At 61.5% G+C, this 26,210-nt stretch carries 19 protein-coding genes and 1 pseudogene; 13 read left to right on the top strand and 7 right to left on the bottom strand.

All coding sequences use genetic code 11. The features are described from left to right. Positions 1 to 202 precede the first annotated feature (202 nt). The 6 genes from recC to JBE38_RS15355 all read left to right on the top strand — a co-directional run bounded on the left by recC (position 203) and on the right by JBE38_RS15355 (position 11,855). Entirely contained in the window at positions 203 to 3,655 is a 3,453-nt protein-coding gene (gene recC, locus JBE38_RS15330) for an exodeoxyribonuclease V subunit gamma (RefSeq protein ID WP_205344603.1), read from the top strand. Next, positions 3,652 to 7,326, top strand: coding sequence for an exodeoxyribonuclease V subunit beta (recB, locus tag JBE38_RS15335; RefSeq protein WP_205344758.1), 3,675 nt, complete (start codon positions 3,652 to 3,654; stop codon positions 7,324 to 7,326). Before recC ends, recB begins: the two co-directional genes overlap by 4 nt. After that, on the top strand, positions 7,323 to 9,383 hold the full coding sequence (gene recD / locus JBE38_RS15340) for an exodeoxyribonuclease V subunit alpha (protein WP_205344604.1): 2,061 nt from the start codon (positions 7,323 to 7,325) through the stop codon (positions 9,381 to 9,383). Before recB ends, recD begins: the two co-directional genes overlap by 4 nt. A gap of 150 nt (positions 9,384 to 9,533) precedes the next feature. Next, a complete protein-coding gene (locus JBE38_RS15345) occupies positions 9,534 to 10,100 on the top strand; it encodes a YfiR family protein (RefSeq protein ID WP_060754426.1) in 567 nt (188 codons plus the stop codon). Then, on the top strand, positions 10,097 to 11,359 hold the full coding sequence (locus JBE38_RS15350) for a diguanylate cyclase domain-containing protein (RefSeq protein WP_161550029.1): 1,263 nt from the start codon (positions 10,097 to 10,099) through the stop codon (positions 11,357 to 11,359). Before JBE38_RS15345 ends, JBE38_RS15350 begins: the two co-directional genes overlap by 4 nt. A 4-nt stretch (positions 11,360 to 11,363) precedes the next feature. Continuing rightward, the gene (locus tag JBE38_RS15355; protein WP_060754424.1) at positions 11,364 to 11,855 is read left to right on the top strand and encodes an OmpA family protein; all 492 of its coding nucleotides are present in this window, start codon (positions 11,364 to 11,366) and stop codon (positions 11,853 to 11,855) included. A gap of 133 nt (positions 11,856 to 11,988) precedes the next feature. Here JBE38_RS15355 and JBE38_RS15360 read toward each other — a convergent pair whose 3' ends face one another. After that, positions 11,989 to 12,936 (bottom strand): LysR family transcriptional regulator, encoded by a 948-nt coding sequence (locus JBE38_RS15360; protein WP_104994826.1) that lies wholly within the window; start codon positions 12,934 to 12,936, stop codon positions 11,989 to 11,991. 132 nt (positions 12,937 to 13,068) lie between these two features. Here JBE38_RS15360 and JBE38_RS15365 point away from each other — a divergent pair, with 132 nt between their 5' ends. Together JBE38_RS15365 and mmsB are read left to right on the top strand one after the other, a co-directional pair. Next, positions 13,069 to 14,586 (top strand): CoA-acylating methylmalonate-semialdehyde dehydrogenase, encoded by a 1,518-nt coding sequence (locus tag JBE38_RS15365; protein ID WP_090368537.1) that lies wholly within the window; start codon positions 13,069 to 13,071, stop codon positions 14,584 to 14,586. 15 nt (positions 14,587 to 14,601) lie between these two features. Continuing rightward, positions 14,602 to 15,489, top strand: coding sequence for a 3-hydroxyisobutyrate dehydrogenase (gene mmsB / locus JBE38_RS15370; protein WP_060754421.1), 888 nt, complete (start codon positions 14,602 to 14,604; stop codon positions 15,487 to 15,489). 47 nt (positions 15,490 to 15,536) lie between these two features. Here mmsB and JBE38_RS15375 read toward each other — a convergent pair whose 3' ends face one another. Beyond that, a complete protein-coding gene (locus JBE38_RS15375; RefSeq protein ID WP_060754420.1) occupies positions 15,537 to 15,881 on the bottom strand; it encodes a cupin domain-containing protein in 345 nt (114 codons plus the stop codon). 239 nt (positions 15,882 to 16,120) lie between these two features. On the opposite strand from JBE38_RS15375, the gene kynB reads away from it, so the two are divergent. Together kynB and kynA are read left to right on the top strand one after the other, a co-directional pair. After that, the gene (gene kynB, locus JBE38_RS15380) at positions 16,121 to 16,771 is read left to right on the top strand and encodes an arylformamidase (protein ID WP_205344605.1); all 651 of its coding nucleotides are present in this window, start codon (positions 16,121 to 16,123) and stop codon (positions 16,769 to 16,771) included. Further along, positions 16,768 to 17,625 (top strand): tryptophan 2,3-dioxygenase, encoded by an 858-nt coding sequence (gene kynA / locus JBE38_RS15385; protein ID WP_205344606.1) that lies wholly within the window; start codon positions 16,768 to 16,770, stop codon positions 17,623 to 17,625. The genes kynB and kynA overlap by 4 nt, the downstream gene beginning before the upstream one ends. 234 nt (positions 17,626 to 17,859) lie before the next feature. On the opposite strand, the gene JBE38_RS15390 is transcribed toward kynA, so the two are convergent. The 4 genes from JBE38_RS15390 to antA form a co-directional block, all read right to left on the bottom strand. Then, positions 17,860 to 19,263, bottom strand: a complete 1,404-nt coding sequence (locus tag JBE38_RS15390; protein WP_090368538.1) for an amino acid permease — start codon at positions 19,261 to 19,263, stop codon at positions 17,860 to 17,862. A 70-nt stretch (positions 19,264 to 19,333) separates the two neighbouring features. Next, positions 19,334 to 20,341 (bottom strand): anthranilate 1,2-dioxygenase electron transfer component AntC, encoded by a 1,008-nt coding sequence (gene antC, locus JBE38_RS15395; protein ID WP_205344607.1) that lies wholly within the window; start codon positions 20,339 to 20,341, stop codon positions 19,334 to 19,336. 129 nt (positions 20,342 to 20,470) lie between these two features. Next, the gene (gene antB / locus JBE38_RS15400) at positions 20,471 to 20,962 is read right to left on the bottom strand and encodes an anthranilate 1,2-dioxygenase small subunit (protein ID WP_060754415.1); all 492 of its coding nucleotides are present in this window, start codon (positions 20,960 to 20,962) and stop codon (positions 20,471 to 20,473) included. Continuing rightward, on the bottom strand, positions 20,962 to 22,353 hold the full coding sequence (gene antA, locus JBE38_RS15405; RefSeq protein WP_205344608.1) for an anthranilate 1,2-dioxygenase large subunit: 1,392 nt from the start codon (positions 22,351 to 22,353) through the stop codon (positions 20,962 to 20,964). Before antA ends, antB begins: the two co-directional genes overlap by 1 nt. A gap of 324 nt (positions 22,354 to 22,677) precedes the next feature. On the opposite strand from antA, the pseudogene JBE38_RS15410 reads away from it, so the two are divergent. Beyond that, positions 22,678 to 23,658: pseudogene (locus JBE38_RS15410) on the top strand (AraC-like ligand-binding domain-containing protein). A 106-nt stretch (positions 23,659 to 23,764) separates the two neighbouring features. Here the strand turns inward: JBE38_RS15410 and JBE38_RS15415 are convergent. After that, positions 23,765 to 24,643 carry a LysR family transcriptional regulator gene (locus JBE38_RS15415; protein WP_205344609.1) on the bottom strand — a complete coding sequence of 293 codons (879 nt, stop codon included), beginning with the start codon at positions 24,641 to 24,643 and terminating at the stop codon, positions 23,765 to 23,767. 114 nt (positions 24,644 to 24,757) lie between these two features. Between JBE38_RS15415 and JBE38_RS15420 the strand changes: the two genes are divergently transcribed. Then, positions 24,758 to 25,885, top strand: a complete 1,128-nt coding sequence (locus tag JBE38_RS15420; RefSeq protein ID WP_205344610.1) for a muconate cycloisomerase family protein — start codon at positions 24,758 to 24,760, stop codon at positions 25,883 to 25,885. A 12-nt stretch (positions 25,886 to 25,897) separates the two neighbouring features. After that, complete coding sequence (gene catC / locus JBE38_RS15425) at positions 25,898 to 26,188, top strand: muconolactone Delta-isomerase (RefSeq protein WP_060754411.1); 291 nt, start codon at positions 25,898 to 25,900, stop codon at positions 26,186 to 26,188. The last annotated feature ends 22 nt before the right edge of the window (positions 26,189 to 26,210 follow it).

The following is a 26,210-nucleotide window of genomic DNA, read 5'->3' on the forward strand; positions in this document are numbered from 1 at the left end:
GCAGTGAAACGATGCATCGCCGATGGTAGTGTGGGGTTTCCCCATGTGAGAGTAGGTCATCGTCAAGATTAAATTCCGAAACCCCATTTGCGAAAGCAGATGGGGTTTTGTTTTGGGCGATCGAAAATGCGTAGGGGCTCATCGAGATGGTCTTCAATGCTAAAGTCCACGCCTCGATTTTGCTTTTCCCAAGGAAGCCGTTATGCCGCAAGCGACGTCCCTCAGCGCTGGATTCATGGTGGTTCACGGCAACCGCCTGGATGAACTGCGCAGCCTGGTGGTCAGTTGGATGCGACGCTACCCTCTGGCGCCCCTGGAAAACGAGATCGCCTTGGTCCAAAGCAACGGCATCGCCCAGTGGCTCAAGCTAGCCCTGGCTGAAGATCCGGAGGATGACGACATGGGCGGCTGCGGAATCGCCGCCGCAATCGATGTGCAGCTCCCCGGCAGCTTTATGTGGCAGCTTTACCGAATGGTCCTGGGCCGTGACGAAATCCCGCCTAAATCCCTGCTCGATAAAGCTCCACTGACCTGGCGTCTCATGCGCCTACTCCCGGAACTCATCGACCAGCCGCATTTCGAGCCGCTACAGCGCTTCCTTACCCACGACACGGATTTGCGCAAGCGCTACCAACTCGCCGAGCGCCTGGCCGACCTGTTCGACCAATACCAGGTTTACCGCGCCGACTGGCTGGAAGACTGGGCAGCCGGCCGGCATCAACTGCGTAACGGACGAGGCGAATCCAAGCCGCTCAACCCCGCCAATTGCTGGCAAGCCGAATTGTGGCGAGCGTTGTTGCTGGATGTGGGGGAAGAAGGCATGGCCGAGAGTCGTGCAGGCGTCCACCAACGTTTCATCGAGCGCATCAATACACTGGAGACGGCCCCTGAAGGTCTACCGTCGCGGGTGATCGTGTTCGGCATTTCATCGCTGCCCGCCCAAGCGCTGGAAGCACTCGCCGGTCTGGCACGCTTCAGCCAGGTGCTGCTGTGCGTTCACAACCCATGCCGTCACCATTGGTCCGACATCGTCGCTGACAAAGACTTGCTGCGTAACGAATATAAACGCCAGGCACGTAAAACCGGGATGCCGGTCACCCTCGACCCGCAAACCCTGCATCAGCACGCACACCCGCTGCTCGCCGCCTGGGGCAAACAAGGCCGTGACTACATCAGCCTGCTGGACAGCTACGACGACCCCAACAGCTACCGCGCCGCGTTCCGTGACGGCCGCATCGATCTGTTCAGTGAAAGTGAACCCCGCACGTTGCTCAATCAATTGCAGGACGACATTCTCGAACTGCGCCCGCTCAATGAAACACGCGAGCTATGGCCGGCTGTTGATCTGGAGCGCGATACTTCAATCCGCTTCCATATCGCCCACAGCGCCCAACGCGAAGTGGAGATCCTCCACGACCAGTTGCTGCAACGCTTCAGTGCCGACCCCACGTTGCGCCCCCGAGACATCATCGTCATGGTCCCCGACGTTGACAGCTATGCGCCGCACATTCGCGCCGTATTCGGACAGCTGGAGCGAAATGACCCGCGCTTTATCCCCTTCACCCTCACCGACCAGGGCCAACGCGGTCGCGATCCGCTATTGATCGCCGTCGAACATCTGCTGAAACTCCCCGACAGCCGCTTCCCCGTCAGTGAAATCCTCGACTTGCTCGATGTCCCCGCCTTGCGCGAACGTTTCGCCATCAAGGAACGCGACCTGCCGACGCTGCACCGCTGGATCGAAGGCGCCGGCGTGCGCTGGGGGCTCAACGCCGAACAGCGCGCCGGCCTGGGGCTGCCGAATGAGTTGGAGCAAAACAGCTGGCGATTTGGCTTGCGCCGCATGCTTCTGGGCTATGCGGTCGGCACCGGTGGAGCCTACGAAGGCATCGAGCCCTATGATGAAATCGGTGGCCTCGACGCTGCCCTGATTGGCCCTCTGGTGGCCTTGCTTGACGCGCTGAGTGATGCACATCACGCACTCTCGCAACCTGCGGCTCCCCAAGAATGGGGTGAGCGCCTGCAACGTCTGATGCAACGCTTCTTCCTGGCCAGCAGCGAACACGATGACTACCTGTTGGGCCAACTCGAACAACTCAGGGAGACCTGGCTGGAGACCTGCGAGTCCGTTGGCCTATACGACGAGTTACCCCTCACTGTCGTCCGTGAAGCCTGGCTGGCCGGCCTTGACCAGGGGCGTCTGTCCCAGCGCTTCCTCGCCGGCGCTGTCAATTTCTGCACGCTGATGCCCATGCGGGCGATCCCGTTCAAGCTGGTCTGCCTGCTCGGCATGAACGACGGCGATTACCCACGTGCCCAACCGCCGCTGGACTTCGACCTGATGGGTAGCGACTACCGCCCCGGTGACCGCTCACGTCGCGAAGACGACCGTTACCTGCTGCTCGAAGCGCTGCTGTCGGCCCGCGACCAGCTCTATATCAGTTGGGTGGGCCGCAGCATCCGTGACAACAGCGATCGCCCGGCCTCGGTACTGATCGGCCAACTGCGTGACCATCTCGCCAGTGGCTGGCAGAACGCACAACCACACACACCGCTGATCGACGCAATGACCCAGGAACACCCGCTCCAACCCTTCAGCGCTCGTTACTTTCACGCGGGCGATCCGCTCTTCAGCTACGCCCGCGAATGGCAGTTGCTGCACGAAACGCCTGACGCCATGGCGCAAGCATACGAACTGGCCGATCACCAACAAGAAGAACCCCTGAGCCTCGGCCAGTTGCAGGACTTCCTGCGTAACCCGGTCAAACATTTCTTCAGCCAGCGTCTGAAAGTGTTCTTTGAAGCCGCCGAAGTGCCCTTGGCCGATGAAGAACCTTTCGTCCTCGACGCACTGCAACGCTACAGCCTCAGCGACAGCCTGCTGAACGCCGCGCTGGTCAGACCCGATCACGTGGACCACGCGCTCAATGCCCAAGCCCTGCGTCTGCAAGGCAGTGGCCTGTTGCCCATGGTCGGTTTTGGCGAGTGTCTGCGCAACGAGTTGATCGAGCCCTTACCCGGCCTGTTGCAACGCTACCAGCAACTGCTGGCGCTCTGGCCAACCCCACACACAGGGGCAGAACCGGTCAGTTTTGAGCGTCAGGGCATTCGGTTGGAAGGCTGGATCAGCGGTCTGCATCGGCGCAACGATGGCGGCCTGTTAAGTGTCACCACCATCCCCAACAGCATCGGTTCGATCAAGGCGCGCAAGTGGCATCGTCTGATTCGCCCGTGGGTCAATCATGTGGTGGCCTGTGCGTGCGGTCTTTCACTCAGTACCGCTCTGGTGGCGAGCGATGACACGTTGGTACTGGCCCCGCTGGAACCATCGGCGGCCCAGGAAATCCTCGGCAACCTGCTGTTGGCCTGGCACACTGGCATGCGCAAACCGCTTCCGGTAGCCGTAAAAACCGCGTTCGCCTGGCTCGGCCAGACCGATCCCGCCAAGGCCCAGGCGGCTGCAAGCAAAGCCTACGAAGGCGACGGTTTGACCCACGACGGCGAACGCCGCGAAACTCCGGCGCTCACCCGACAATTTCCCGATTACGCAACGCTTATCGCCAGCGAAGAATTTGAAGGTTGGTGCGAAACCCTGTACCGCCCACTGATCAACGCCCCATGGCGATCGCTCACCAGTTCGCAGGCCAGCACATGAGCAGCAAACCCTTGGCCCTGGCCTTCCCGCTCAAAGGCAGCCAGCTGATTGAAGCCAGCGCCGGCACCGGCAAGACCTTTACCATTTCCGCCCTGTACCTGCGCCTGGTCCTCGGTCACGGTGACGCAGAGTCAGGCTTCGGCCGTGAACTGTTACCGCCGCAAATCCTTGTCGTAACGTTCACCGACGCCGCGACCAAAGAACTGCGTGAACGCATCCGCATCCGCCTGGCCGAAGCCGCACGCTTCTTTCGCGATGAAATCCAGCCACCGGATACGCTGATCGCCGACCTGCGCGATCAATACCTCCCCGAGCAATGGCCCGCCTGTGCCAACCGGCTGGACATTGCCGCGCAATGGATGGATGAAGCCGCTGTCTCGACCATCCACAGTTGGTGCCAGCGCATGCTGCGTGAGCACGCTTTCGACAGCGGCAGCCTGTTTACCCAGACCCTGGAAACCGACCACAGCGACTTGCTCGGCGAAGTGCTGCGCGACTACTGGCGGTTGTTCTGCTACCCGATGCGCGACGACGCGCTTAACTGGGTGCGCAATCACTGGGGGGGCCCGGCCGCATTGATGCCACGGGTTCGCGCGCTGTTCGGCAGCGAGCGGCCGACGGACGAAACCCGCGAGCCGGCCGAGTTGATCAACGCCTGCCTGCAAGAACGCCGCGAAGCGCTGATCCAACTCAAGGCGCCCTGGCAGCAATGGGCCGCCGAGCTGCGCGATATCTGCCTGCAAGCCGTGGCCGCCAAAACCGTCGATGGCCGCAAGATGCAAGCCCGCTACTTCGAACCCTGGTTTGAAAAAATCAGTGCCTGGGCCGCCGACGAAACCCTTGAGCAACTCGACATCGGCACCGGTTTTACACGCCTGACGCCCGACGGAATGGCCGAAGCCTGGAAGGGCGAGCCACCACGCCACCCGGGCATCGACGCCATGGCCGGCCTCAAGGCGGCCCTCGACGCGCTGCCCACCCCCGACGCCGCCGTGTTGCAACACGCCGCCGGCTGGGTAGGTAAACGCTTCGAAGATGAAAAACGCCGCCGCGCCGAAATGGGCTTCGATGACATGCTGATCCGTCTGAACGCCGCCCTGCACGCCGAGGGGGGCGAGCGCTTGGCCAGCGTGATCCGCGAGCAGTTCCCGGTCGCCCTGATCGATGAGTTCCAGGACACCGACCCGGTGCAATACAGTATTTTCGACAGGATCTACCGCATCGAGGACAACCACCTCGACAGCGGTCTGTTCCTGATCGGCGACCCCAAGCAGGCGATCTACGCGTTCCGTGGCGCCGATATCTACACCTATCTGCGTGCCCGTCAGGCCACCACTGGCCGTCACCACACCCTGGGCACCAACTTCCGTTCCAGCCATGCAATGGTTGAGGCGGTGAATCATGTGTTCCAACGGGCGGAAACCGGGCGTGGCGCGTTCCTGTTCCGTAAGCCGAATGGCGACAACCCCGTGCCGTTCCACTCAGTGCTGTCCCAAGGCCGCAAGGAGCAATTGCAGGTCGATGGGCAAACACTGCCGGCGATGAACCTCTGGCACCTGCCCACCGATCAACCGATTTCCAACGCGGTGTATCGTCAACAACTGGCGGCCGCCTGTGCCACGCACATTGTTGGATTGCTCAATGGCGGGCAACAAGGCAGTGCAGGCTTCCTGCAACCGGACGGCAGCTTCAAAGGCGTGCTGCCGTCAGACATCGCCATCCTGGTACGCGACGGCAAGGAAGCCCAGGCCGTGCGCGCCGAATTGGCCGCCCGTGGCGTGCGCAGCGTATACCTGTCGGATAAAGACTCAGTCTTCGCCGCCCAGGAAGCCCATGACCTGCTCGCCTGGCTCAAGGCATGTGCCGAACCTGACGTCGAGCGCCCGCTGCGGGCGGCGCTGGCCTGCGTCACCTTGAACCTGTCGCTGCATGAACTTGAACGTCTGAACCAGGACGAACTGGCGTGGGAGACCCGCGTCATGCAGTTCCGCAGTTACCGCGCGATCTGGCGCACCCAGGGCGTGCTGCCGATGTTGCGACGCCTGCTCCATGATTTCAAACTGCCGCAAACCCTGATCGCCCGTAGCGATGGCGAGCGTGTGCTGACCAACCTGCTGCATCTCAGCGAATTGCTGCAACAGGCCGCCTCGGAGCTGGACGGTGAGCAGGCGTTGATCCGCCATCTGGCCGAACACCTGGCGCTATCCGGCCAGGCGGGTGAAGAACAGATCCTGCGCCTGGAAAGCGATGAGCAACTGGTCAAGGTCGTGACCATCCACAAATCCAAAGGCCTGGAATACGACTTGGTATTCCTGCCCTTTATCTGTTCGGCCAAGCCGGTGGATGGCAGCCGCTTACCGCTGCATTATCACGATGAAAAGGGTAAGGCCCAGGTCAGTCTGCGGCCGACCGCCGAATTGATCGCCCAGGCCGACGATGAGCGTCTGGCCGAAGACCTGCGCTTGCTCTACGTCGCCCTGACCCGTGCCAAACACGCTTGCTGGCTCGGTATCGCCGACCTCAAGCGCGGTAACAACAGCAGCTCGGTCTTGCACCTGTCCGCGCTGGGTTATCTGCTCGGCGCAGGCGCCTCTCTGAGTGAGTCCGCTGCGTTGGCGCGCTGGCTATTGGATTTACAGGCGGGCTGCGCCGCTATCGACTATGGCCACGTGCCCGAAGCGCAAGATAGCGTGTTCCACCCACCACGCAATGAAGCCACGTTGCTCGCGCCTCTGCTGCCGAAGCGCAAGGCTGCCGAAAACTGGTGGATCGCTTCCTACAGCGCTTTAAGAATCGGCGACAGCATGAGCGCCGCAAGCCTTGAAGCACCGGAAAGCCCGCAAGCCCAGAAACTGTTCGACGATGAACGCCTCGACCCCGACGCACCACGTGAAGTGGTAGCGTCTGGCGGTGACATTCATCGTTTCCCACGCGGCCCGAATCCTGGGACCTTCCTCCACGGCCTGTTGGAATGGGCGGGAGAGGAGGGCTTCAACGTAACCCCCGAAGCCATTGAAAAAGCCGTGGGTGCGCGCTGTAACCGACGCAACTGGGAGGGCTGGATCGTGACGCTCAGCGGCTGGCTGGGCCAGTTACTGCGCACGCCGTTTGCGCTGGATAACGCGCTGGTCACGCTCAACAGCCTGCAGCACTACCAGATCGAAATGGAATTCTGGTTCGCCAGCCACAAGGTCGACGTGCTCGCCCTCGATAAGTGGGTGTGCCAGTTCACCCACAACGGTGCCTCCCGCGTGGCGGCCGAAGCGGTGTTGCTCAATGGCATGTTCAAAGGTTTTATCGACCTGACTTTCGAGCACGCCGGGCGCTATTACGTGGCCGATTACAAATCCAATTGGCTTGGCCCCGACGACTCGTCCTACACCTTGGAAGCCATGGAACAGTCGATCCTGGAGCATCGGTACGACCTGCAATACGTACTTTACCTGCTGGCCCTGCACCGCCAGTTGAAGGCTCGACTACCGGATTACGACTATGACCGGCACGTCGGCGGTGCGCTGTATGTGTTCCTGCGTGGCACCCAGTCTGCAAGCAAAGGCGCGTATTTCACCCGACCGCCACGGGCGCTGATCGAAGGCCTGGACCTGTTGTTCCAGGGCAAGCCCATCCCGCCCAAGGTTGAACCCGCCTGGGAACAAGGAGTTCTGCTATGAGCCTGTCGCCCCAGCCGCTTGAGGCATTGAAACCGCTCGAACGCGCCACCGACCTGGTGCAACTCCTCGATCGTTGGGTAGAGCGTGGCTGGTTGCGAGCCCTGGACAAAGCGTTTGTCGGTTTCCTGCACGAACTCGACCCACAGGCCGACCCTCTGGTACTGCTGGCGGCAGCGTTGACCAGCCATCAACTGGGCCACGGGCACGTATGCCTCGACCTGTTCGAAACCCTCAAGGCGCCGGACTTTGCCCTGTCATTACCGCCCGAAGGCGACGTGCAAACCGATGCCATGCTGCTGCCGTCGCAATTGCTGGATGGCCTTGACGGCGCGCATTGGTGCCATGCGCTGGCCGCCAGCCAGTTGGTGGCGTTGGCGGTGGATGGCAGTGAGGCTGCCCACAGTCGCCCGCTGGTCCTGTCCGGCACTCGCTTGTACCTGCGGCGCTACTGGACCTACGAACGGCGCATCGACATGGCCTTGCGCCTGCGCCTGGCAACTCAGGAAAGCCACGCTGCCGATTTGCCGCAACGCCTGGATCGGTTGTTTGACCAACCCCCCCCGGATGGCGTGATCGACTGGCAAAAACTCGCCTGCGCCCTGGCCACTCGTGGGGCTTTCAGCATCGTCACCGGCGGCCCCGGCACCGGCAAGACCACCACCGTGGTGCGCTTGCTCGCGCTCTTGCAGGCCCCGGCCGTCGAGACCGGCAACCCACTGCGTATCCGCCTGGCGGCGCCGACCGGTAAAGCGGCTGCGCGCCTGACCGAATCCATCAGCCAACAGGTCCTGTCGCTGAACGTGTCGGACAACGTGCGAGAAAAAATCCCGACCCAGGTCACCACCGTTCACCGCCTGCTGGGCAGCCGTCCGGGCACGCGGCATTTTCGTCACCACCTTGGCAACCCGCTGCCCCTGGATGTGCTGGTGGTCGACGAAGCCTCGATGATCGACCTGGAAATGATGGCCAACCTGCTGGATGCCTTGGCACCGCATGCGCGATTGGTCTTGCTGGGAGACAAGGATCAGCTGGCTTCGGTGGAGGCGGGTGCGGTGCTCGGCGATTTGTGCCGTGATGCTGAAGCGGGCTGGTACAGCGCCGAAACCCGTGAATGGTTGCAAGCCGTCAGCGGCGAGGACCTGGGTAAAAGTGGCCTGCAGGAAGACGTCGACGGCAGCCATCCGTTGGCCCAGCAAGTGGTTATGCTGCGCTACTCGCGCAGGTTTGGTGAAGGCAGCGGCATCGGCCAGCTGGCACGTTGGGTCAACCAGCAAAATGCCGAGGAGGCGCGCAAATTGCTGGCTGCACGCACTCACGCTGACCTGTTTTGCCTGCGCCTCAAGGGCGAGCACGACCACGCCTTGGAGCGCCTGGTACTGGACGGGCAGGGCGATGAAGCCCAAGGCTATCGCTATTACCTCAACCTGTTGCGCAGCGCCCGTCCGGCCCTGGACACCCCCCGCGAAGCCCCCGCCTGGACCCACTGGGCGCAACAACTGCTGCAAGCCTTCGACGCCTTTCAACTGCTCTGCGCCGTGCGCAAAGGCCCCTGGGGCGTGGAGGGGCTGAACCTGCGCATCACCGCCGCGCTGCGCAAAGTGCGGCTGATCGAAGGCGACGACCAGTGGTATGAAGGTCGTCCGGTGCTGATGACCCGCAACGATTACGGCCTGGGCTTGATGAACGGCGATATCGGCATCGCCCTCAAACTGCCGGAAAGCGACGGCGGCCCGCAGGTGTTGCGTGTGGCCTTTCCACGTAACGATGGCCAGGGCGGTGTGCGCTTTGTGCTGCCCAGCCGTCTGAATGATGTGGAAACCGTGTACGCCATGACCGTGCATAAATCCCAGGGCTCGGAGTTCACCCATACCGCGTTGATCCTGCCGGATACGCTGAACCCGGTGCTGACCAAGGAGTTGATCTACACCGGCATCACCCGGGCCAAGCGTTGGTTCAGCCTGATTGAGCCGCGTGGAGGTGTGTTCGAGGAAGCGGTGCGACGGAAGGTCAAGCGCTTGAGCGGGCTGATGCTGGAGCTGGACGCAGGGACTGAATAAACTGACTGTCTGGTCATGAAATATTTCTGATTCAATCGTAGGGCTTTTCTGAAAAAATAGCGCACCCCGCGTAAGCCTTGCCTCGTAGGGTTTTCCGCCGCTGTGCTATCGTTGCGGCATCACCTTGAAAATACCTGAGAGAATCGCTGCATGAACGTGGCTGTCCGGTCCACAGCGCGTAGTTCGAGCTGGAGACGCCTGTTACTGGTAGCGGTACTGTGCCTGCTCGTGCCGTCGGTCTTTGCACAGTCGCCCAGCCCCGCAGATCACCGCGCCCAGGCAGTCACTCAAGTGGTACTCGGCATCCTCAGTTACGCACGCTGGCCGACGGAGCCCGCGCAACTGCGGCTGTGCATCGTCGGCCCCACCCAATACACCGATGACCTGATCAAAGGCACCACCCAGGCCACCGGTCGTCCGGTGGTGGTGCGACGCCTGCTGGCCGATCACCCCGATATCGTCAGTGCCTGCGACGCCGTGTACATCGGCAAGCTCAGCGTCGATGAGCGCACTCGGTTGTTTACTTCATTGATCGGTCACCCGGTGCTCAGCATCAGTGAAGGCGGTGACCAATGCACTGTGGGCAGCCTGTTCTGCCTGCGTGTGGGCGATGAGCAGGTGTCGTTCGAGGTCAACCTGGACTCCGTCGCACGCAGCGGCGTGCGCATTCATCCAAGCGTATTGCAACTATCCCGGCGCCGGGCGCCAGTGCCATGACCGCTATCAAAGTGCGACCGACCCTGCGTTCGGTCATCGGCCGTGGGCACCTGATCCTGGCGTTGGTGGCAGTGACGCTGGCCAGCGTATCCCTGACTCTGCTCGGGGTGTTGGCGCTGCGGGTGTACGCCGATCACAACCTGCACCTGATCGCTCGTTCCATCAATTACACCGTGGAAGCCGCGGTGGTGTTCAACGACAGCGCCGCCGCCACCGAGGCCCTCAGCCTGATCGCCTCCACCGAAGAAGTGGCCCAGGCCGAAGTCTACGATGCCAACGGGCAGTTGTTGGCGCAGTGGATCCGCCCGGAAACCGGAATGTTGTCGCAGGTCGAACTGGTATTGGCGCGCACCTTGCTCGAGCAGCCCATCAGCCAGCCGATCCTGCACCAGGGGCGAATCGTCGGCAGCATTCACGTGGTCGGCCACGGCGGCAGCCTCCTGCGCTTTTTACTCAGCGGCCTGGCCGGCATTTTGATTTGCACTGCCCTCAGCGCCTGGGTGGCTCTGTACCTGGCGCGGCGCCTGTTACGGGGCATCACCCAACCGTTGCAAAGCCTTGCCGCCGTGGCTCACGCTGCCCGCAGCGAGCGCGATTTCGACCGCCGTGTGCCACCGGCGCAAATCGCCGAACTCGACAGCCTGGGCAGCGACTTCAACGCCCTGCTTGGCGAGATGGAAGCCTGGCAGAGCCACTTGCAAAGCGAAAACGAAACCCTCGCCCACCAGGCCAGCCATGACAGCCTCACCGGCCTGCCCAACCGCGCGTTCTTCGAAGGCCGCTTGATCCGTGCCCTGCGCAGCGCCGCCAAGGTTAATGAGCAGGTTGCGGTGTTGTTTCTCGATAGCGACCGCTTCAAAGACATCAACGACAACTTCGGTCATGCGGCGGGTGACGCCGTGCTCGTGGCCGTCGCCGAGCGCGTGCGCGCGCAATTACGGGAGGATGACCTGGTAGCGCGTCTGGGCGGCGATGAGTTCGCGATCCTGCTGGCGCCCTTGCACAAGGCCGAAGATGCCCGGCGCATTGCCGACAAGATCATTGCCAGCATGGACGTGCCGATCCCGCTGCCCGGCGATACCCAGGTAGTGACCTCCCTCAGTATCGGCATTGCCATTTATCCCGAGCATGGCGCCACCCCGGGCACCTTGCTCAATGCCGCCGATGCGGCGATGTACCAGGCCAAACGCATGTCTTCGGGCGGCCAGCAAACGGCGGAGCCGGAGCGCCCCGTCGTCAACATTCAACACAGGAGTTGATCCCTTGTTCTCGACCGCACGTTTTATGTTTATCACCTTGCTGGTGGCACTGCTTGCCCTCGGCGGCTGCCAGACAGCCCCACCCAAGGGCCTGACCCCGGCACAAGTGGCCGTGCTCAAACAACAAGGCTTTGAGCTGGCTGACGACGGCTGGACATTTGGCCTGTCGGGCAAAGTGCTGTTCGGTAGCGATATTGAAAGCCTGAATAAAGCCAGTACCGACATCGTCGAACGCATCGGCAAAGCCCTGGTGGGCGCGGGCATCAACCGCGTGCGCGTGGACGGCCACACCGATGCCTCGGGCAAGGAACCGTACAACCAGCAACTGTCCCTGCGCCGCGCCAAAAGCGTGGGCAACGTGTTGAAGAGCGTGGGCATGAAGGAAGAAAACATCCAGCTACGCGGCCTGGGCAGCAGCGAGCCGGTGGCGCCGAATACCACGGCAGCCGGGCGCACCGAGAATCGGCGGGTGGCAATCGTCGTGATCGCCGACTAAGCGTCTTCAATCTGAAATGCAATCAAAGTGTGGGAGGGGGCTTGCTCCCGATAGCAGTGGATCAGCCAACTCATCGGCAACTGACCCGCCGCAATCGGGAGCAAGCCCCCTCCCACATTTGAATGGCGAGCCTTTAGTCCGCGAACCTGATCTCCCGCGTCTTACCCATCAACAACCCCTGATTCTGCTCCGTCACCTCGCGGATGTAGTCCCACAACAGGGTGATCCGCTTCAACTTGCGCAAATCCTCGCGGCAATACATCCAGAACTGGCGGGTGATGGAAATCTGCTCGCCGAGTACCGGCAATAGTCGCGGATCCTGCGCCGCCAGAAAACACGGCAAGATCGCCATCGACCGCCCCTGCTGCGCCGCCACGTACTGCGCAATCACGCTGGTACTGCGCAAGCTGGCGCTGGCGCCAGGCACCACATTCGCCAGGTACAGCAACTCCGAGCTGAACGCCAAGTCGTCCACATAACTGATAAACGGATGCTCAGCCAGATCCGCCGGGCGTTGGATCGGCGGGTGTTGATCGAGGTATTCCTGGGTCGCGTACAGCTGCAATTTGTAATCGCACAGTTTGCAGCACACATACGGCCCGTGCTCCGGGCGTTCCAGGGCGATGACGATGTCGGCTTCGCGTTTGGACAGGCTGATGAAGTGGGGCAGCGGCAGGATGTCCACCGAGATGGCCGGGTAGGTATCGACGAAGTGGCTCAACTGCGGGGTGACGAAAAAACTGCCGAAGCCTTCGGTGCAGCCCATGCGCACGTGGCCGGACAGCGCCACGCCGGAGCCGGAAACCTGTTCGCAGGCCATGTGCAGGGTGCTTTCGATGGACTCCGCGTAGCCCAGCAAACGCTGGCCCTCGGGGGTGAGCACAAAACCGTTGGTCCGGGATTTTTCGAACAGCAGCGTGCCGAGCGACACTTCCAGTGAACTGATGCGCCGCGATACGGTGGTGTAGTCCACCGCCAGGCGCTTGGCGGCCACGCTGGCCTTTCGGGTGCGGGCCACTTCGAGGAAAAACTTCAGGTCATCCCAGTTCAGGGAGCCTAGCGACGTGATGTTTTTTTGCATGTTGGTCCGGCTTTTATGTGCGTTCTTATTAGAGATTTGCACATCTATACTCCAAAAACAGTTCGAACGCCTCATTCTTCAAGGCGATTCAACGCCTTGGTTCTCTGCATAACTATAAGATTTGGAGACCCCATGAACGCTTCCGCCGATATTTCCGTGCAACAGGTCAAGTTGCTGATCAATGGTGAATGGGTCGAGTCCAAGACCACCCACTGGCAAGACATCGTCAACCCGGCCACCCAACAAGTGCTGGCCAAAGTCCCGTTTGCCACCGCTGATGAAGTCAACGCCGCCATCGACGCTGCGCACCGCGCCTTCCAGACCTGGAAGCTGACGCCGATCGGTGCGCGCATGCGCATCATGCTCAAGCTGCAAGCCCTGATCCGTGAACATTCCAAGCGTATCGCCGTGGTGCTCAGCGCCGAGCAGGGCAAGACCATTGCCGATGCCGAGGGCGATATTTTCCGTGGCCTGGAGGTGGTTGAACACGCGTGCTCCATCGGCACCCTGCAGATGGGAGAATTCGCTGAAAACGTCGCCGGTGGCGTCGACACCTACACCCTGCGCCAGCCTATCGGCGTCTGTGCGGGGATTACCCCCTTCAACTTCCCGGCGATGATCCCGTTGTGGATGTTCCCGATGGCGATCGCCTGCGGTAACACCTTCGTCCTCAAACCGTCCGAGCAGGACCCGCTGTCGACCCTGCTGCTGGTGGAGCTGGCGCTGGAAGCCGGTGTACCGGCCGGCGTGCTCAACGTGGTGCACGGCGGCAAGGATGTCGTGGATGCGCTGTGCACCCATAAAGACATCAAGGCTGTGTCCTTCGTCGGTTCGACCGCCGTGGGCACGCATGTGTACGACCTGGCGGGTAAACACGGCAAGCGCGTGCAGTCGATGATGGGGGCCAAGAACCACGCCGTGGTGCTGCCGGACGCCAACCGCGAACACACCCTCAATGCGCTGGTGGGTGCCGGTTTTGGCGCGGCGGGCCAGCGCTGCATGGCCACTTCGGTGGTGGTGCTGGTGGGGGCGTCCAAGCAATGGCTGCCGGATCTCAAGGCGCTGGCACAAAAGCTCAAGGTCAATGCCGGCAGCGAAGCGGGCACTGATGTAGGCCCGGTGATTTCCAAGCGGGCCAAGGCGCGCATCCTGGAGCTGATCGAAAGCGGCGTCAAAGAAGGCGCCAAGCTGGAGCTGGACGGCCGCGGCATCCAGGTGCCGGGCTTCGAGCAAGGCAACTTTGTCGGCCCGACCTTGTTCTCGGGCGTGACGACCGATATGCGGATCTACACCGAGGAAATCTTCGGCCCGGTACTGGCGGTGATCGAAGTCGCGACCCTTGATGAAGCCATCGCACTGGTCAACGCCAACCCGTTCGGCAACGGTACCGGCCTGTTCACCCAGAGCGGCGCGGCGGCGCGCAAGTTCCAGAGCGAAATCGATGTGGGCCAGGTTGGCATCAACATCCCGATCCCGGTGCCGGTGCCATTCTTCAGCTTCACCGGTTCCCGTGGCTCCAAGCTCGGCGACCTGGGCCCGTACGGCAAGCAAGTGGTGCAGTTCTACACCCAGACCAAAACCGTGACGAGCCGCTGGTTCGACGACGATACGGTCAACGATGGCGTCAACACCACCATCAACCTGCGCTGATTCCGGGAGACGACCATGAAGATTGCATTTATCGGCCTGGGCAATATGGGCGCGCCCATGGCCCGCAACCTGATCAAGGCCGGCCACGCGCTGAGCCTGTTCGACCTCAACCAGAGCGTGCTCAAGGAACTGGCCGAGCTGGGCGGCACCGTCAGCGACTCGCCACGTCACGCCGCCCAAGGCGCGGAACTGGTGATTACCATGCTGCCGGCCGCTGCTCATGTGCGCAGCGTGTGGCTCAATGATGACGGCGTTTTGGCGGGTATCGGCCAAGGCGTGCCGGCGGTGGATTGCAGCACCATTGACCCACAAACCGCGCGCGATGTTGCCGCTGCGGCTGCCAGGCAAGGCGTGGTGATGGCCGACGCCCCGGTCTCCGGCGGCACCGGTGGCGCCAGTGCCGGCACCCTGACCTTTATGGTCGGCGCCACCCCGGAACTGTTCGCCACCCTGCAACCGGTGCTGGCGCAGATGGGCCGTAATATCGTGCATTGCGGCGACGTCGGCACCGGCCAGATCGCCAAGATCTGCAACAACCTGCTGCTGGGCATCAGCATGGTCGGCGTCAGCGAAGCCATGGCGCTGGGGGATGCGTTGGGCATCGACACTCAGGTGCTGGCGGGCATTATCAACAGCTCCACCGGGCGCTGCTGGAGTTCAGACACCTACAACCCCTGGCCGGGCGTGATCGAAACCGCACCGTCGTCCCGTGGTTACACCGGTGGGTTTGGTGCCGACCTGATGCTCAAGGATCTGGGCCTGGCCACCGAAGCCGCGCGCCAGGCCAAGCAACCTGTGATCCTGGGCGCCGTGGCCCAGCAGTTGTACCAATCGATGAGCCAGCGCGGGGAAGGGGGCAAGGACTTCTCGGCGATCATCAACAGCTATCGCAAGCCCGAATAGGGCGTTTTCCGGGAGCCTGCCTTTGGCGGCTCCCGGTTTTTTGCGGCTCAAGCAAACACAAAATACTTACGCACCGTCTCGACCACTTCCCACGTCCCCTTCATCCCCGGCTCCACCACAAAGATATCCCCTGCGCGCAGGTGAATCGGTTCCATGCCGTCCGGGGTGATCACGCAGTAGCCTTCCTGAAAGTGGCAGTATTCCCACTTCACATATTCCACATACCACTTGCCCGGTGTGCAGATCCAGGTGCCCATGATCTTGCTGCCATCTTCGCTGGTGTAGGCGTTGAGGTTGACGGTGTGCGGGTCGCCTTCGAGCTTTTCCCATTTACACGCGTCCAGGACCGGCAGTGGGTGGGTGTCGCGCAGTACGGTGATGGGCTTGGACATGATGTCTCCGAGGCAAGGTAGGGAAAGCTCAACCCTACGGCCTTGGGCGCTGCACCAGTGGTCTGAACTCGACATCGGGATGCCCAGAAGCGCAGCCGTGTTTATTTGATATAACCCACCGTCAATCCGCGTTTTCCTCGCAGTAAGTGCGAAAGATTTCCCGCCTCACGCCAGAATTCGCAAGAAAATTCGCAGCAGGCCCTCGTATCATTCACCGCATAACGAGTGAGAGCCTTGCGATGAACCCAATAAAAACGTGGTGGGATATCAGCCCACCCTTGAGCACGGCGACCCCGACCTGGCCGGGTGACACGCCGTTCCAGGAAGAGCGCGTGTGGCAGTTCGGCCCGGAGTGCCCGGTGAACGTCGGGCGCGTCACCCTGTCACCGCACACGGGCGCCCATGTGGACGCGCCACTGCATTACAGCGCGGACGGCGCACCCATTGGCGAGGTGTCGCTGGAGGTGTACATGGGGCCATGCCGTGTGCTGCATTGCCTGGACAGCGGCGCGCTGGTGCAGCCGCATCAGTTGGACGGGCGTGTGGATAACTTGCCGGAGCGCGTGTTGCTGCGTACTTATGCACAGGCGCCGCTGACTGAGTGGGATTCGAACTTCACCGCCATCGCCCCGCAAACCATCGAACGACTGGCAGGGCTGGGAGTACGTCTGATCGGTATCGACACCCCGTCCCTGGACCCGCAACAATCCAAGACCATGGATGCCCATAACGCCGTGGCGCGCCATGGCATGGCGATTCTCGAAGGCATCGTGCTCGATGACGTACCGGAGGGCGACTACGAGTTGATCGCGTTGCCGCTGCGGTTTGCCAACCTCGACGCGAGCCCGGTTCGCGCCATTCTCCGCCCGCTCAAGGAGCCCACGCGATGAGCCAATGCCCTTTCTCGCCTGATTACCAACCCCCGGAAGAATGGCACAACGCCGAACTGAATTTTTCCGAGTCCATGAGTTACGGCGATTACCTGGACCTGGGCAAAGTCCTCAGCGCCCAGCATCCGCTGTCGCCGGACCACAACGAAATGCTCTTCATCATCCAGCACCAGACGTCCGAGCTGTGGATGAAGTTGATGCTCCACGAACTCAAGGCCGCCCGTGAGCACATGCGCCTGGGCCAACTGCCGCCGGCGTTCAAGATGCTGGCGCGGGTGTCGCGGATCTTTGATCAACTGGTACACGCCTGGGCGGTGCTGGCGACGATGACGCCGTCGGAGTACAAGGCGATCCGTCCGTTCCTGGGCCAGTCGTCGGGGTTCCAGTCGTTCCAGTACCGCGAGATCGAATTTATCCTCGGCAACAAAAGCGCGGCGCTGTTGCGGCCCCACGCTCATCGGCCTGAGTTGTTGAACGAGTTGAAAGTGGCGATTGCCACGCCGTCGCTGTATGACGAGGCGATCAACCTGATGGTCAAGGCCGGCCTGGCGATTGACCCGAAACGCGCCGAGCGCGACCCGACGGCGGCGACGGTTCACGATGAATCGGTGGAAGCGGCCTGGCGTGAGGTCTACCGCGATCCGAACCGCTACTGGGACCTGTATCAGTTGGCCGAGAAGTTTATCGACCTGGAGGATTCGTTCCGCCAGTGGCGCTTTCGGCATGTGACCACGGTGGAGCGGATCATCGGCTTCCAGCCCGGCACCGGCGGTACCGAAGGCGTGGGGTATTTGCGCAAGATGCTCGACACTGTGCTGTTCCCCGAGTTGTGGCGAGTGCGCTCAACGCTATGAACCGCAGCTGATCGTCCCCACGCACCGCGTCACGCCTCTAAAGGCGGACGCAGAGCGTCCTGGGCGGCATTCCCACGCGGAGCGTGGGAACGATCATGACTGCGCCACGGCTACTTTTGGTTTGATCGTCCCCACGCTCCGCGTGGGAACGCAGGTTGTGACGCTCCGCGTCACGTCTCTGAAGGCGGACGCGGAGCGTCCTTGGCGGCATTCCCACGCGGAGCGTGGGAACGATCATGACTGTGCCACGGCTACTTTCGCGTTTCTGATCCGCAACCGGTAGGCAATGTAGATAATCCCCACCCACACCGGCATCGCATACACCGACTCGCTGATCCCTGGAATCGCCAGCATGACACTGATGATCATCACCATGAACGCCAGGCACAGGTAGTTGCTGAACGGGAACCAGAAGGTCTTGAACGACGGTGTCAGGCCCTGTTCACCCATGGCCTTGCGGAACTTGATGTGGGTGATGCTGATCAGCGCCCAGTTGATCATCAACGAGGCAACCACCAGCGCAAACAGCAACTCCAGGGCACTTTTCGGCGCGACGTAGTTGACCACCACACACAGCATCGTCACCAGCGCCGAAATCGCCAGGGCGCGGATCGGCACGCCTTGCTTGTTGAGCTTCATCAGCGACTTCGGAGCGTCGCCTTGCTCGGCCAGGCCGAACAGCATGCGGCTGTTGCAGTACACACCGCTGTTGTACACCGACAGCGCCGCCGTCAGCACCACGAAGTTGAGGATGTGCGCTGCCGTGTCGTTGCCGATCAGCGAGAAGATCTGCACAAACGGGCTGCCGCTATAGGCATCGCCCGAGGCGCCAAGGGTTTGCAGCAGCTGGTCCCAGGGGTACAGCGACAGCAGTACGGTCAGGGCGCCGACGTAGAAAATCAGGATCCGGTACACCACCTGGTTGATGGCTTTCGGGATTACCTTGCGCGGCTCACTGGCTTCGGCGGCGGTAATACCCACCAGCTCCAGGCCACCGAACGAGAACATGATGAAGGCCATGGACATCAACAGCCCCATGCCGCCATTCGGGAAGAAACCACCGTGGCTCCACAGATTGCTGACGCTCGCCTGAGGGCCGCCGCTGCCGCTGAACAGCAGGTAGCAGCCGAGCACGATCATGCCGACAATCGCCACCACCTTGATGATCGCAAACCAGAATTCGGCCTCACCGAAGAACTTCACGTTCAGGGTGTTGATCAGGTTCACCGCGACAAAGAACACCAGCGCACTGACCCAAGTCGGGATCTCGGGCCACCAGAACTGGATGTACTTGCCCACCGCCGTCAGTTCGGCCATGCCCACCAGGACGTAGAGCACCCAGTAGTTCCAGCCGGCCAGGAAGCCTGCGTAACCGCCCCAGTATTTATGCGCGAAGTGGCTGAAGGAACCGGCCACGGGCTCTTCGACGATCATCTCGCCGAGCTGGCGCATGATCAGGAATGCGATAAAACCGGCAATCGCGTAACCGAGAATCATCGACGGCCCCGCCGACTTGAGTACCCCGGCCGAGCCGAGGAACAACCCCGTGCCAATCGCCCCTCCCAAGGCGATCAGCTGAATATGCCGGTTCTTCAGGCCACGCTTGAGGCCCACCGGGTTAACCATGTCATCCGCCATTAACATTCCCTTCTGCTTGTTTTTCTTAGGGTAAGTGCACGCCGCATCCGCCCCTCAGAAGTACTGAGGGTCAGATATTACTCTGCGTGAACTTTTCGTAATACAGCTGAACGTCGTTAAGCGCCTGATCCGTCAGCCATTGTTGGATGGATTCGACCATTGGAGGGGGACCGCACAGGTACATATCGGCCGATCTGTCCCGTAATTCGGCCAGGTCGAAATGTTCGGTGAGGTAGCCGCGCTTGCCAGGCCACTCGGGGGACGGGTCACTCAAGACCTCGGTGTAGCGAAAATCAGCGATTTTTGAAGCGTAGCCCTGAATACGCGCCGCTTCGCACAAATCTTCGGCGCCGCGCACACCGTAATACAGATGCACCGGTTGCTCACAACCGTTGGCGGCCAGCTCATCGAGCATGCCCAGTAACGCCGACAGCCCGGTACCGCCGGCTACCAGCACCAGCGGCTGGGTGACGTGCCTGAGGTAGAACGCCCCCAAGGGCGCTTCCATCAGCACTTCATCACCGACCTGGCAGCGCTCGCGCAAGTAGTTGCTCATCACCCCGTCCGGCAGCAGGCGCACCAGGAATTGCAGCGTCTTGCCCGCACGGTTGGCGAAGGAGTAAGAACGCCAACTGTCGGTGCCGGGCACCGCCAGGCGGGCGTATTGGCCGGGCAGGAAATCCAGGTGTTGATCAAGCTGCACCTGCAGGATCGCGGTGCTGGCCGACACCTGCTGCACCGCGCTGACTGTTCCGCGCACCTGCACCGGCCCCGCAGCGTTGCACAGGCTTGAGTCAAAATCGAAATAGAACGTCGCATCGGACTTCACCCGGGTCTGGCAACTGAGCATCTTGCGCTGTTGCAGGTCGAGGCTGGAAAGCGCCTCGTCGTCCACATAGTCCTGGGTGTATTCGCCGGACTCGCAACGTCCCTGGCAGGTACCACAGACGCCTTCGCGGCAATCCAGCGGGATCTTGATGCCGTTGCGCAAGGCCGCATCCAGCAGGATTTCATGGGCGCCTACGGGAAAGAACAAGGTCTTGCCGTCGGCAAAACTGAAGGCCACTTTGTGATTCATCCATTGTGCTCCACATCAGCATGCGAACTTGTAGTGAGCGGGCTTGCCCCGCGCTGGGCTGCGTAGCGGCCCCAAAAAACAGGAGGGCTGTGCACTCCAGCGCGGGGCAAGCCCGCTTACTACACGTGGTTAGAGGTGATAGAAATCCAGCACCGAGTTGATGGTGTCGTTGAGCAGCAACGTGTGTTTGCGCATGATCAACCAGCTGTCGCCATGGGGTTTGAGACGATATGTAGCGTGCCCGTAAAACTGCTCCGACGTGGCCAGGCGGTAAAACAGCGTGTGCCAGTTCAAGCGCACCTCCAACGTGCCGTCCGCCTGCTCGGCAATCCGCACGTTATTGATCAGGTGCAAGGTGCGTGGCATCGGGGTCGCCGAAGCCGCCTTGCCGGTACGCAAGCGGAACACGCGGTCTTCCAGGCCCGAACGGTTGGCGTAATAGATCAACGACATCTCCCGCTTGGGGTCGCGGGTATAGACGTGTTCCGAATCCCATTGCGGCAGGTGGAATTCGCTTTGCGGGTCGAACAACTGCACATAGGCGTCCCAATCCTGGGCGTCGCACAGTTCGGACTTGCGGTAGAAAAATTGCTCGATCCGGTACTGCAATTGCGCGTTCATCAGTTCACCTCCCGCAGTTTCAAGGCTTTTTGATCGAGCCCGTTGAGCAGGAACTGCTGCCAGTTGCGGTGCTGGTTCACATACAAACCTTCGTGGGTGAATTCGGTGCCGGTCATGGCCGGTTGGATGCCGATGGCCTCGCTGTTCGGCGTCGGCCCGGTTTCCCAGCGATGGCTGCCGCGGGAAATATCACTCCAGCGTTCCAGGCGGCCCTGGAAACCGCGCTGGGCTTCACGGAACTCCACCAGGTCATCCGGGGTGCCCATGCCGGACACGTTGAAGAAGTCTTCGAACTGGCGGATGCGGTTTTCACGGTCGGCGTCAGACTCGTGCTTCACCCCCAGGCACTGGCTGATGATCTCGGTCTTGTTCCACGCCACCGGGCGGATGATGCGCAGCTGCGAGCTGATCTGGTCGAGGAAGAACAGGCTCGGGTAGATATTCAGGTTGCGCAGGCGGTGCATCATCCACTCGGCCTTTTGCTGGCCGTGTTCGGACACCAGGCGCGGCATGATGGTGGCGTAGCCGGAGCGCACGCTGGGGTTGGGCATATCGCTGAACAGCACACTGTGGCCATTGTTGAAGGCGAACCAGCCGTCATCGGTATTCGCGTCGCCGGCACCGAGCTTGCTGTAGTCCAGGGTGCCGGCAGACCCGCTGCCGTTCTCGGTATTCACTTGTTGGCGATGCTGCACCGTGGCCACGTAGTTGTAGTGCACGGTGCTGACGTGATAACCGTCCAGGCCGTTCTCGTTCTGCAGCTTCCAGTTGCCGTCATAGGTGTAGGCGGACTTGCCCGGCAGCACTTCCAGCTCCCCGGTAGCGGACTGGGCGACCATCATGTCGAAGAACACTTTTGCATCGCCGAGGAAGTCTTCCAGGCTGTCGCTGCCATTCACGTCCAGGCTGATAAACACGAAGCCCTTGTAGCTCTCGATACGTGCCTTTTTCAGTCCGCGCGTGGCCTTGTCGAAACCCTCCGGGTATTCCCCTGGCGCCTTGACCTTCACCAACCGGCCGTCGCTCTTGTAGCACCAGGCATGGAAGGGGCAGGTGAAGGTGGATTGATTGCCTTTGCCGACCCGCGTCAGGGTCGTGCCGCGATGCTGGCAGGCGTTGATCAGTGCATTGAGCTGGCCTTCGCCGTCGCGGGTGATGATCATCGGCTGGCGCCCGGCGCGCATCGTCACGAAGTCGTGGTTGTTGGCCAGTTCGCTTTCGTGGCAGGCATAGATCCAGTTCTTTTCGAAGATCAGTTCCATCTCCAGATCGAACAGTTGCGGCTCAGTGAACATGTCGCGGGCAATGCGGAACACTTCATCCACCGGGCGAAAATCCAGGCAGCCTTCAATAAATGTTTTCCATTGCTCGACGCTTCTTGCACCACTCATGGGAGGCACCTTTTTGATAGGGCTAATCGGTGGTTTATTAGAGGCAGCAGGGCAGGGCGTGGGCTATCCGCTTAGTGGGGGAACCTGCTCCGGAAAATTGCCCCGGATAAGTGGGCAGCAAATACCCAACCCAGTGCATGGCGGTGACGGGATGCGCTACTGTCTTGCAGGGCGATGGTCGCAAAAGCCGACTGCTTATCCACTTAGTCGTCCATTGCTATCCACCCGCTGGCAATTGAGCGGGCGTGGCGCATTACTTGCTGTCAAACCACAACGACGCGCCGCCAGAGCGCGCAAATGCCTAACCGCCGTGGGTGCACCCTGATGAGCAGCCAAACGATTCAACGCTTCGACCTGGAAGGCGCCCGCAGCTGGATGTCCGGTATTTGCGGGCCGCATCGCCTGGTGACGGCCACGCCCGAACGCCTGCGCTTCCATCACAGCGCCAATGTGCTCAAGTCCCGCGCCACCACCCTGGGCGTGATCGAATACGGCACGGATGTGACTATCGACATCGAAGACGCCGAGCACTTCAGCAGCTATAGCCTCAGCCTGCCATTGGTGGGCGAGCAAGAGTTGAGCAAGAACGGTGAGCGCCTGAGTTCCAATCGCGACCAAGGGGTGATCATCTCGCCCAACGAGCATCAGGTACTGGCGATTTCCGGTGATTGCCGCAAGTTGCAGGTCGTGATTACGCGGACGGCGATGAGTGAGTCGCTGGAGGGACTGCTGTAACGGCCGACTGAGGCACCGCTGCGTTTCGAGTCGGTGATGGACGCGGTGGAGGGCGCCTCGGCATCCTGGTGGCGCATGGCGCGCTACTTCATTGCGGAGCTGGAGCACAGCAGCGAATTGTATGAGCAGACGGCGTTTACCCGGGACCTGGAAAGCTCGTTGATCAAGGGGTTGATCCTGGCCCAGCCGAATAATTACTCCGAAGAATTGCGCGACGTGCTCGGGGTGAAACTGCCGCACTATCTGATCCGTGCTCGGCAATACATCCACGACAATGCCCGCGAAGCAGTGCACCTGGAAGACCTGGAAACCGCCGCAGGTGTCTCCCGGTTCAAGCTGTTCGACGCGTTCCGCAAGTACTTCGCCCTGTCGCCCATGGCCTATCTGAAAAAATACCGGCTGGGCGCGGTGCGCCAGGAAATCCTCGAACACGGCGCTACCCGCACCATTTCCGAAATCGCCCTGGGCTGGGGCTTCACCCACCTGGGGCGGTTTGCGGCGGAGTATCGCAAGCTGTTCGATGAGTCGCCGAGCCAGACCCAGCAGCGCAAGCGGATGCGCAGTCTATGAAGCCCATGAAGATCCAATGTGGGAGGGGGCTTGCTCCCGATAGCGGTGGTTCAGTCAACGCTGTATCGACTGGTACCCCGCCATCGGGAGCAAGCCCCCTCCCACATTAGTTTGTCAACGCTTCCACCAGTTGCAGGCAATGACTGAGCCCAGGCGACTGGTCATTCACCCGGCGGCTGAGAATGATCGGCGAGGTCGCGGTGCTTTCCACTATCGGTGTGTAGCCGATATCGGCGCGGTGCAGCACCTGCACCGAGGCCGGCACCAGCGTCAGGCCCATGCCTGCGCCGACCAGGCCGATGGCGGTCTGCAGTTCGTTGGTCCATTGCGCAACCTTGAGGCTCAAACCCTGCGCGTCGAACAGTGCGATCACATGGTCGGCATAGCTGGGGCGCGGGTTGCCGGGGTAGAGCACGAAAGGCTCGGAGGCCAATTGAGCGAGGGTCGCGGGCGCGTCGAGCAACGGGTGGCCGGCCGGCAGCACGGCCACCAGCCGATCTTCCACCAGCACACGCTGGACGATGGCCGGGTCGTCGATGCGAATACGCCCGAAGCCCACATCAATGCGCCCTGCCTTGAGGGCTTCGACCTGCTGCAAGGTGGTCATCTCCGACAACCCCAGCTCCAGTTCCAGCGTCTCGTGATTGCGCAGCCGGCGGATCAATTCCGGCAGCACGCCATACAGGGTCGACGGTGCAAAGCCGATGCCCAGCCAGGTTTTCTCGCCCAGGCCGATGCGCCGCGTGTTGTCGCTGACCGTGTGCAACTGCTCCAGCAGCACCTTGGCGTGCTCATAGAAAAACCGCCCGGCTTCGGTCAGCCGCAGCGGCCGGCCGCGCTCCAGCAGCGTCACGCCCAACTCATCTTCCAACTGCTGGATCTGCCGGCTCAGCGGCGGTTGGGCAATGTGCAGGCGTTCGGCGGCGCGGGTGAAGTTCAGGGTTTCACCCAGTACCTGGAAATAGCGTAGATGACGCAGTTCCATATCGACTCCTTTGATACCTGTAGGGTATCGCTTGAGACCAATTCTATATTGGAAGCCCGTGAAATTGCGCAGCAGAATCGGCTCAAACCCATAAAGAACCCAGCGGGTATAGTTATGCCGATGTGTACCATCGAGTCGATCGAGACAATCATCGTCGACCTCCCCACCATCCGCCCGCACAAGCTGGCGATGCACACGATGCAGAACCAGACCCTGGTGATCATCCGCCTGCGTTGCAGCGACGGTATCGAAGGCCTCGGCGAAGCCACCACCATCGGGGGGCTGAGCTACGGCAACGAGAGCCCGGACAGCATCAAGGTCAACATCGACCGGCACTTCGCCCCGCTGCTGATCGGCCAGGACGCGAGCAATATCAACGCGGCCATGCTGCGCCTTGCACGCAGCATTCGCGGCAACACCTTCGCCAAATCCGGCATCGAAACGGCCTTGCTCGACGCCCTCGGCAAACGCCTCGATCTGCCGGTCAGCGAACTGCTCGGCGGGCGCGTACGTGATGCCTTGCCGGTGGCCTGGACCCTGGCCAGCGGCAATACCGAGCAAGACATTGCCGAGGCCGAAAAGATGCTCGACCTGCGTCGCCATCGCCTGTTCAAATTGAAGATCGGCGCGGGTGAGGTGGACCGTGACCTGGCCCATGTGATCGCGATCAAAAAGGCCCTGGGCGATCGTGCCAGTGTGCGGGTCGACGTCAACCAGGCCTGGGACGAGGCGGTGGCCCTGCGCGCGTGCAGGGTGCTGGGCGATAACGGTATCGATCTGATCGAACAACCGATCTCGCGTAACAACCGTGGCGGCATGGCGCGACTCAACCTGTCGAGCCCGGCGCCGATCATGGCCGATGAGTCTATCGAGTGTGTGGAAGACGCCTTCAACCTGGCTCGCGAAGGCGCCGCCTCGGTGTTCGCCCTGAAGATCGCCAAGAATGGCGGCCCGCGCGCCGTATTGCACACCGCTGCGATTGCCGAAGCGGCAGGTATCGGCCTGTATGGCGGCACCATGCTCGAAGGGGGAATCGGCACCCTGGCTTCGGCCCATGCCTTTCTCACGCTGAACCAGTTGGCGTGGGGCACCGAACTGTTCGGTCCGCTGCTGCTCACCGAGGACATCCTGACCGAGCCACCGGTGTATCGCGATTTCCAACTGCATGTCTCCACCGCACCGGGCCTGGGCCTGGCCATCGATGAAGAGCGCCTGGCGTTCTCGCGTCGTGATAAACATTAAGAGGCGCCTGCCATGTTGTTCCACGTAAAAATGACCGTGAACCTGCCTTTGGACATGAACCCCGAACGTGCAGCGGCCTTGAAGGCCGAAGAGAAAGCCTTGGCGCAGCGCCTGCAGCAAGAGGGCCAGTGGCGCCACCTGTGGCGGATCGCCGGGCATTACGCCAACTACAGCGTGTTCGATGTCGACAGCGTGCAAGCGCTGCACGACCTGCTGATGCAATTGCCGCTGTTCCCTTATATGACGATCGAGGTCAACGCTCTGTGTCGTCACCCATCGTCGATCCATGACGACGACCGTTAAGCCTGCTTCTACACCGAATAAC

It is taken from the genome of Pseudomonas sp. ICBG1301 (assembly GCF_016918385.1).
GTDB lineage: Bacteria > Pseudomonadota > Gammaproteobacteria > Pseudomonadales > Pseudomonadaceae > Aquipseudomonas > Aquipseudomonas palleroniana.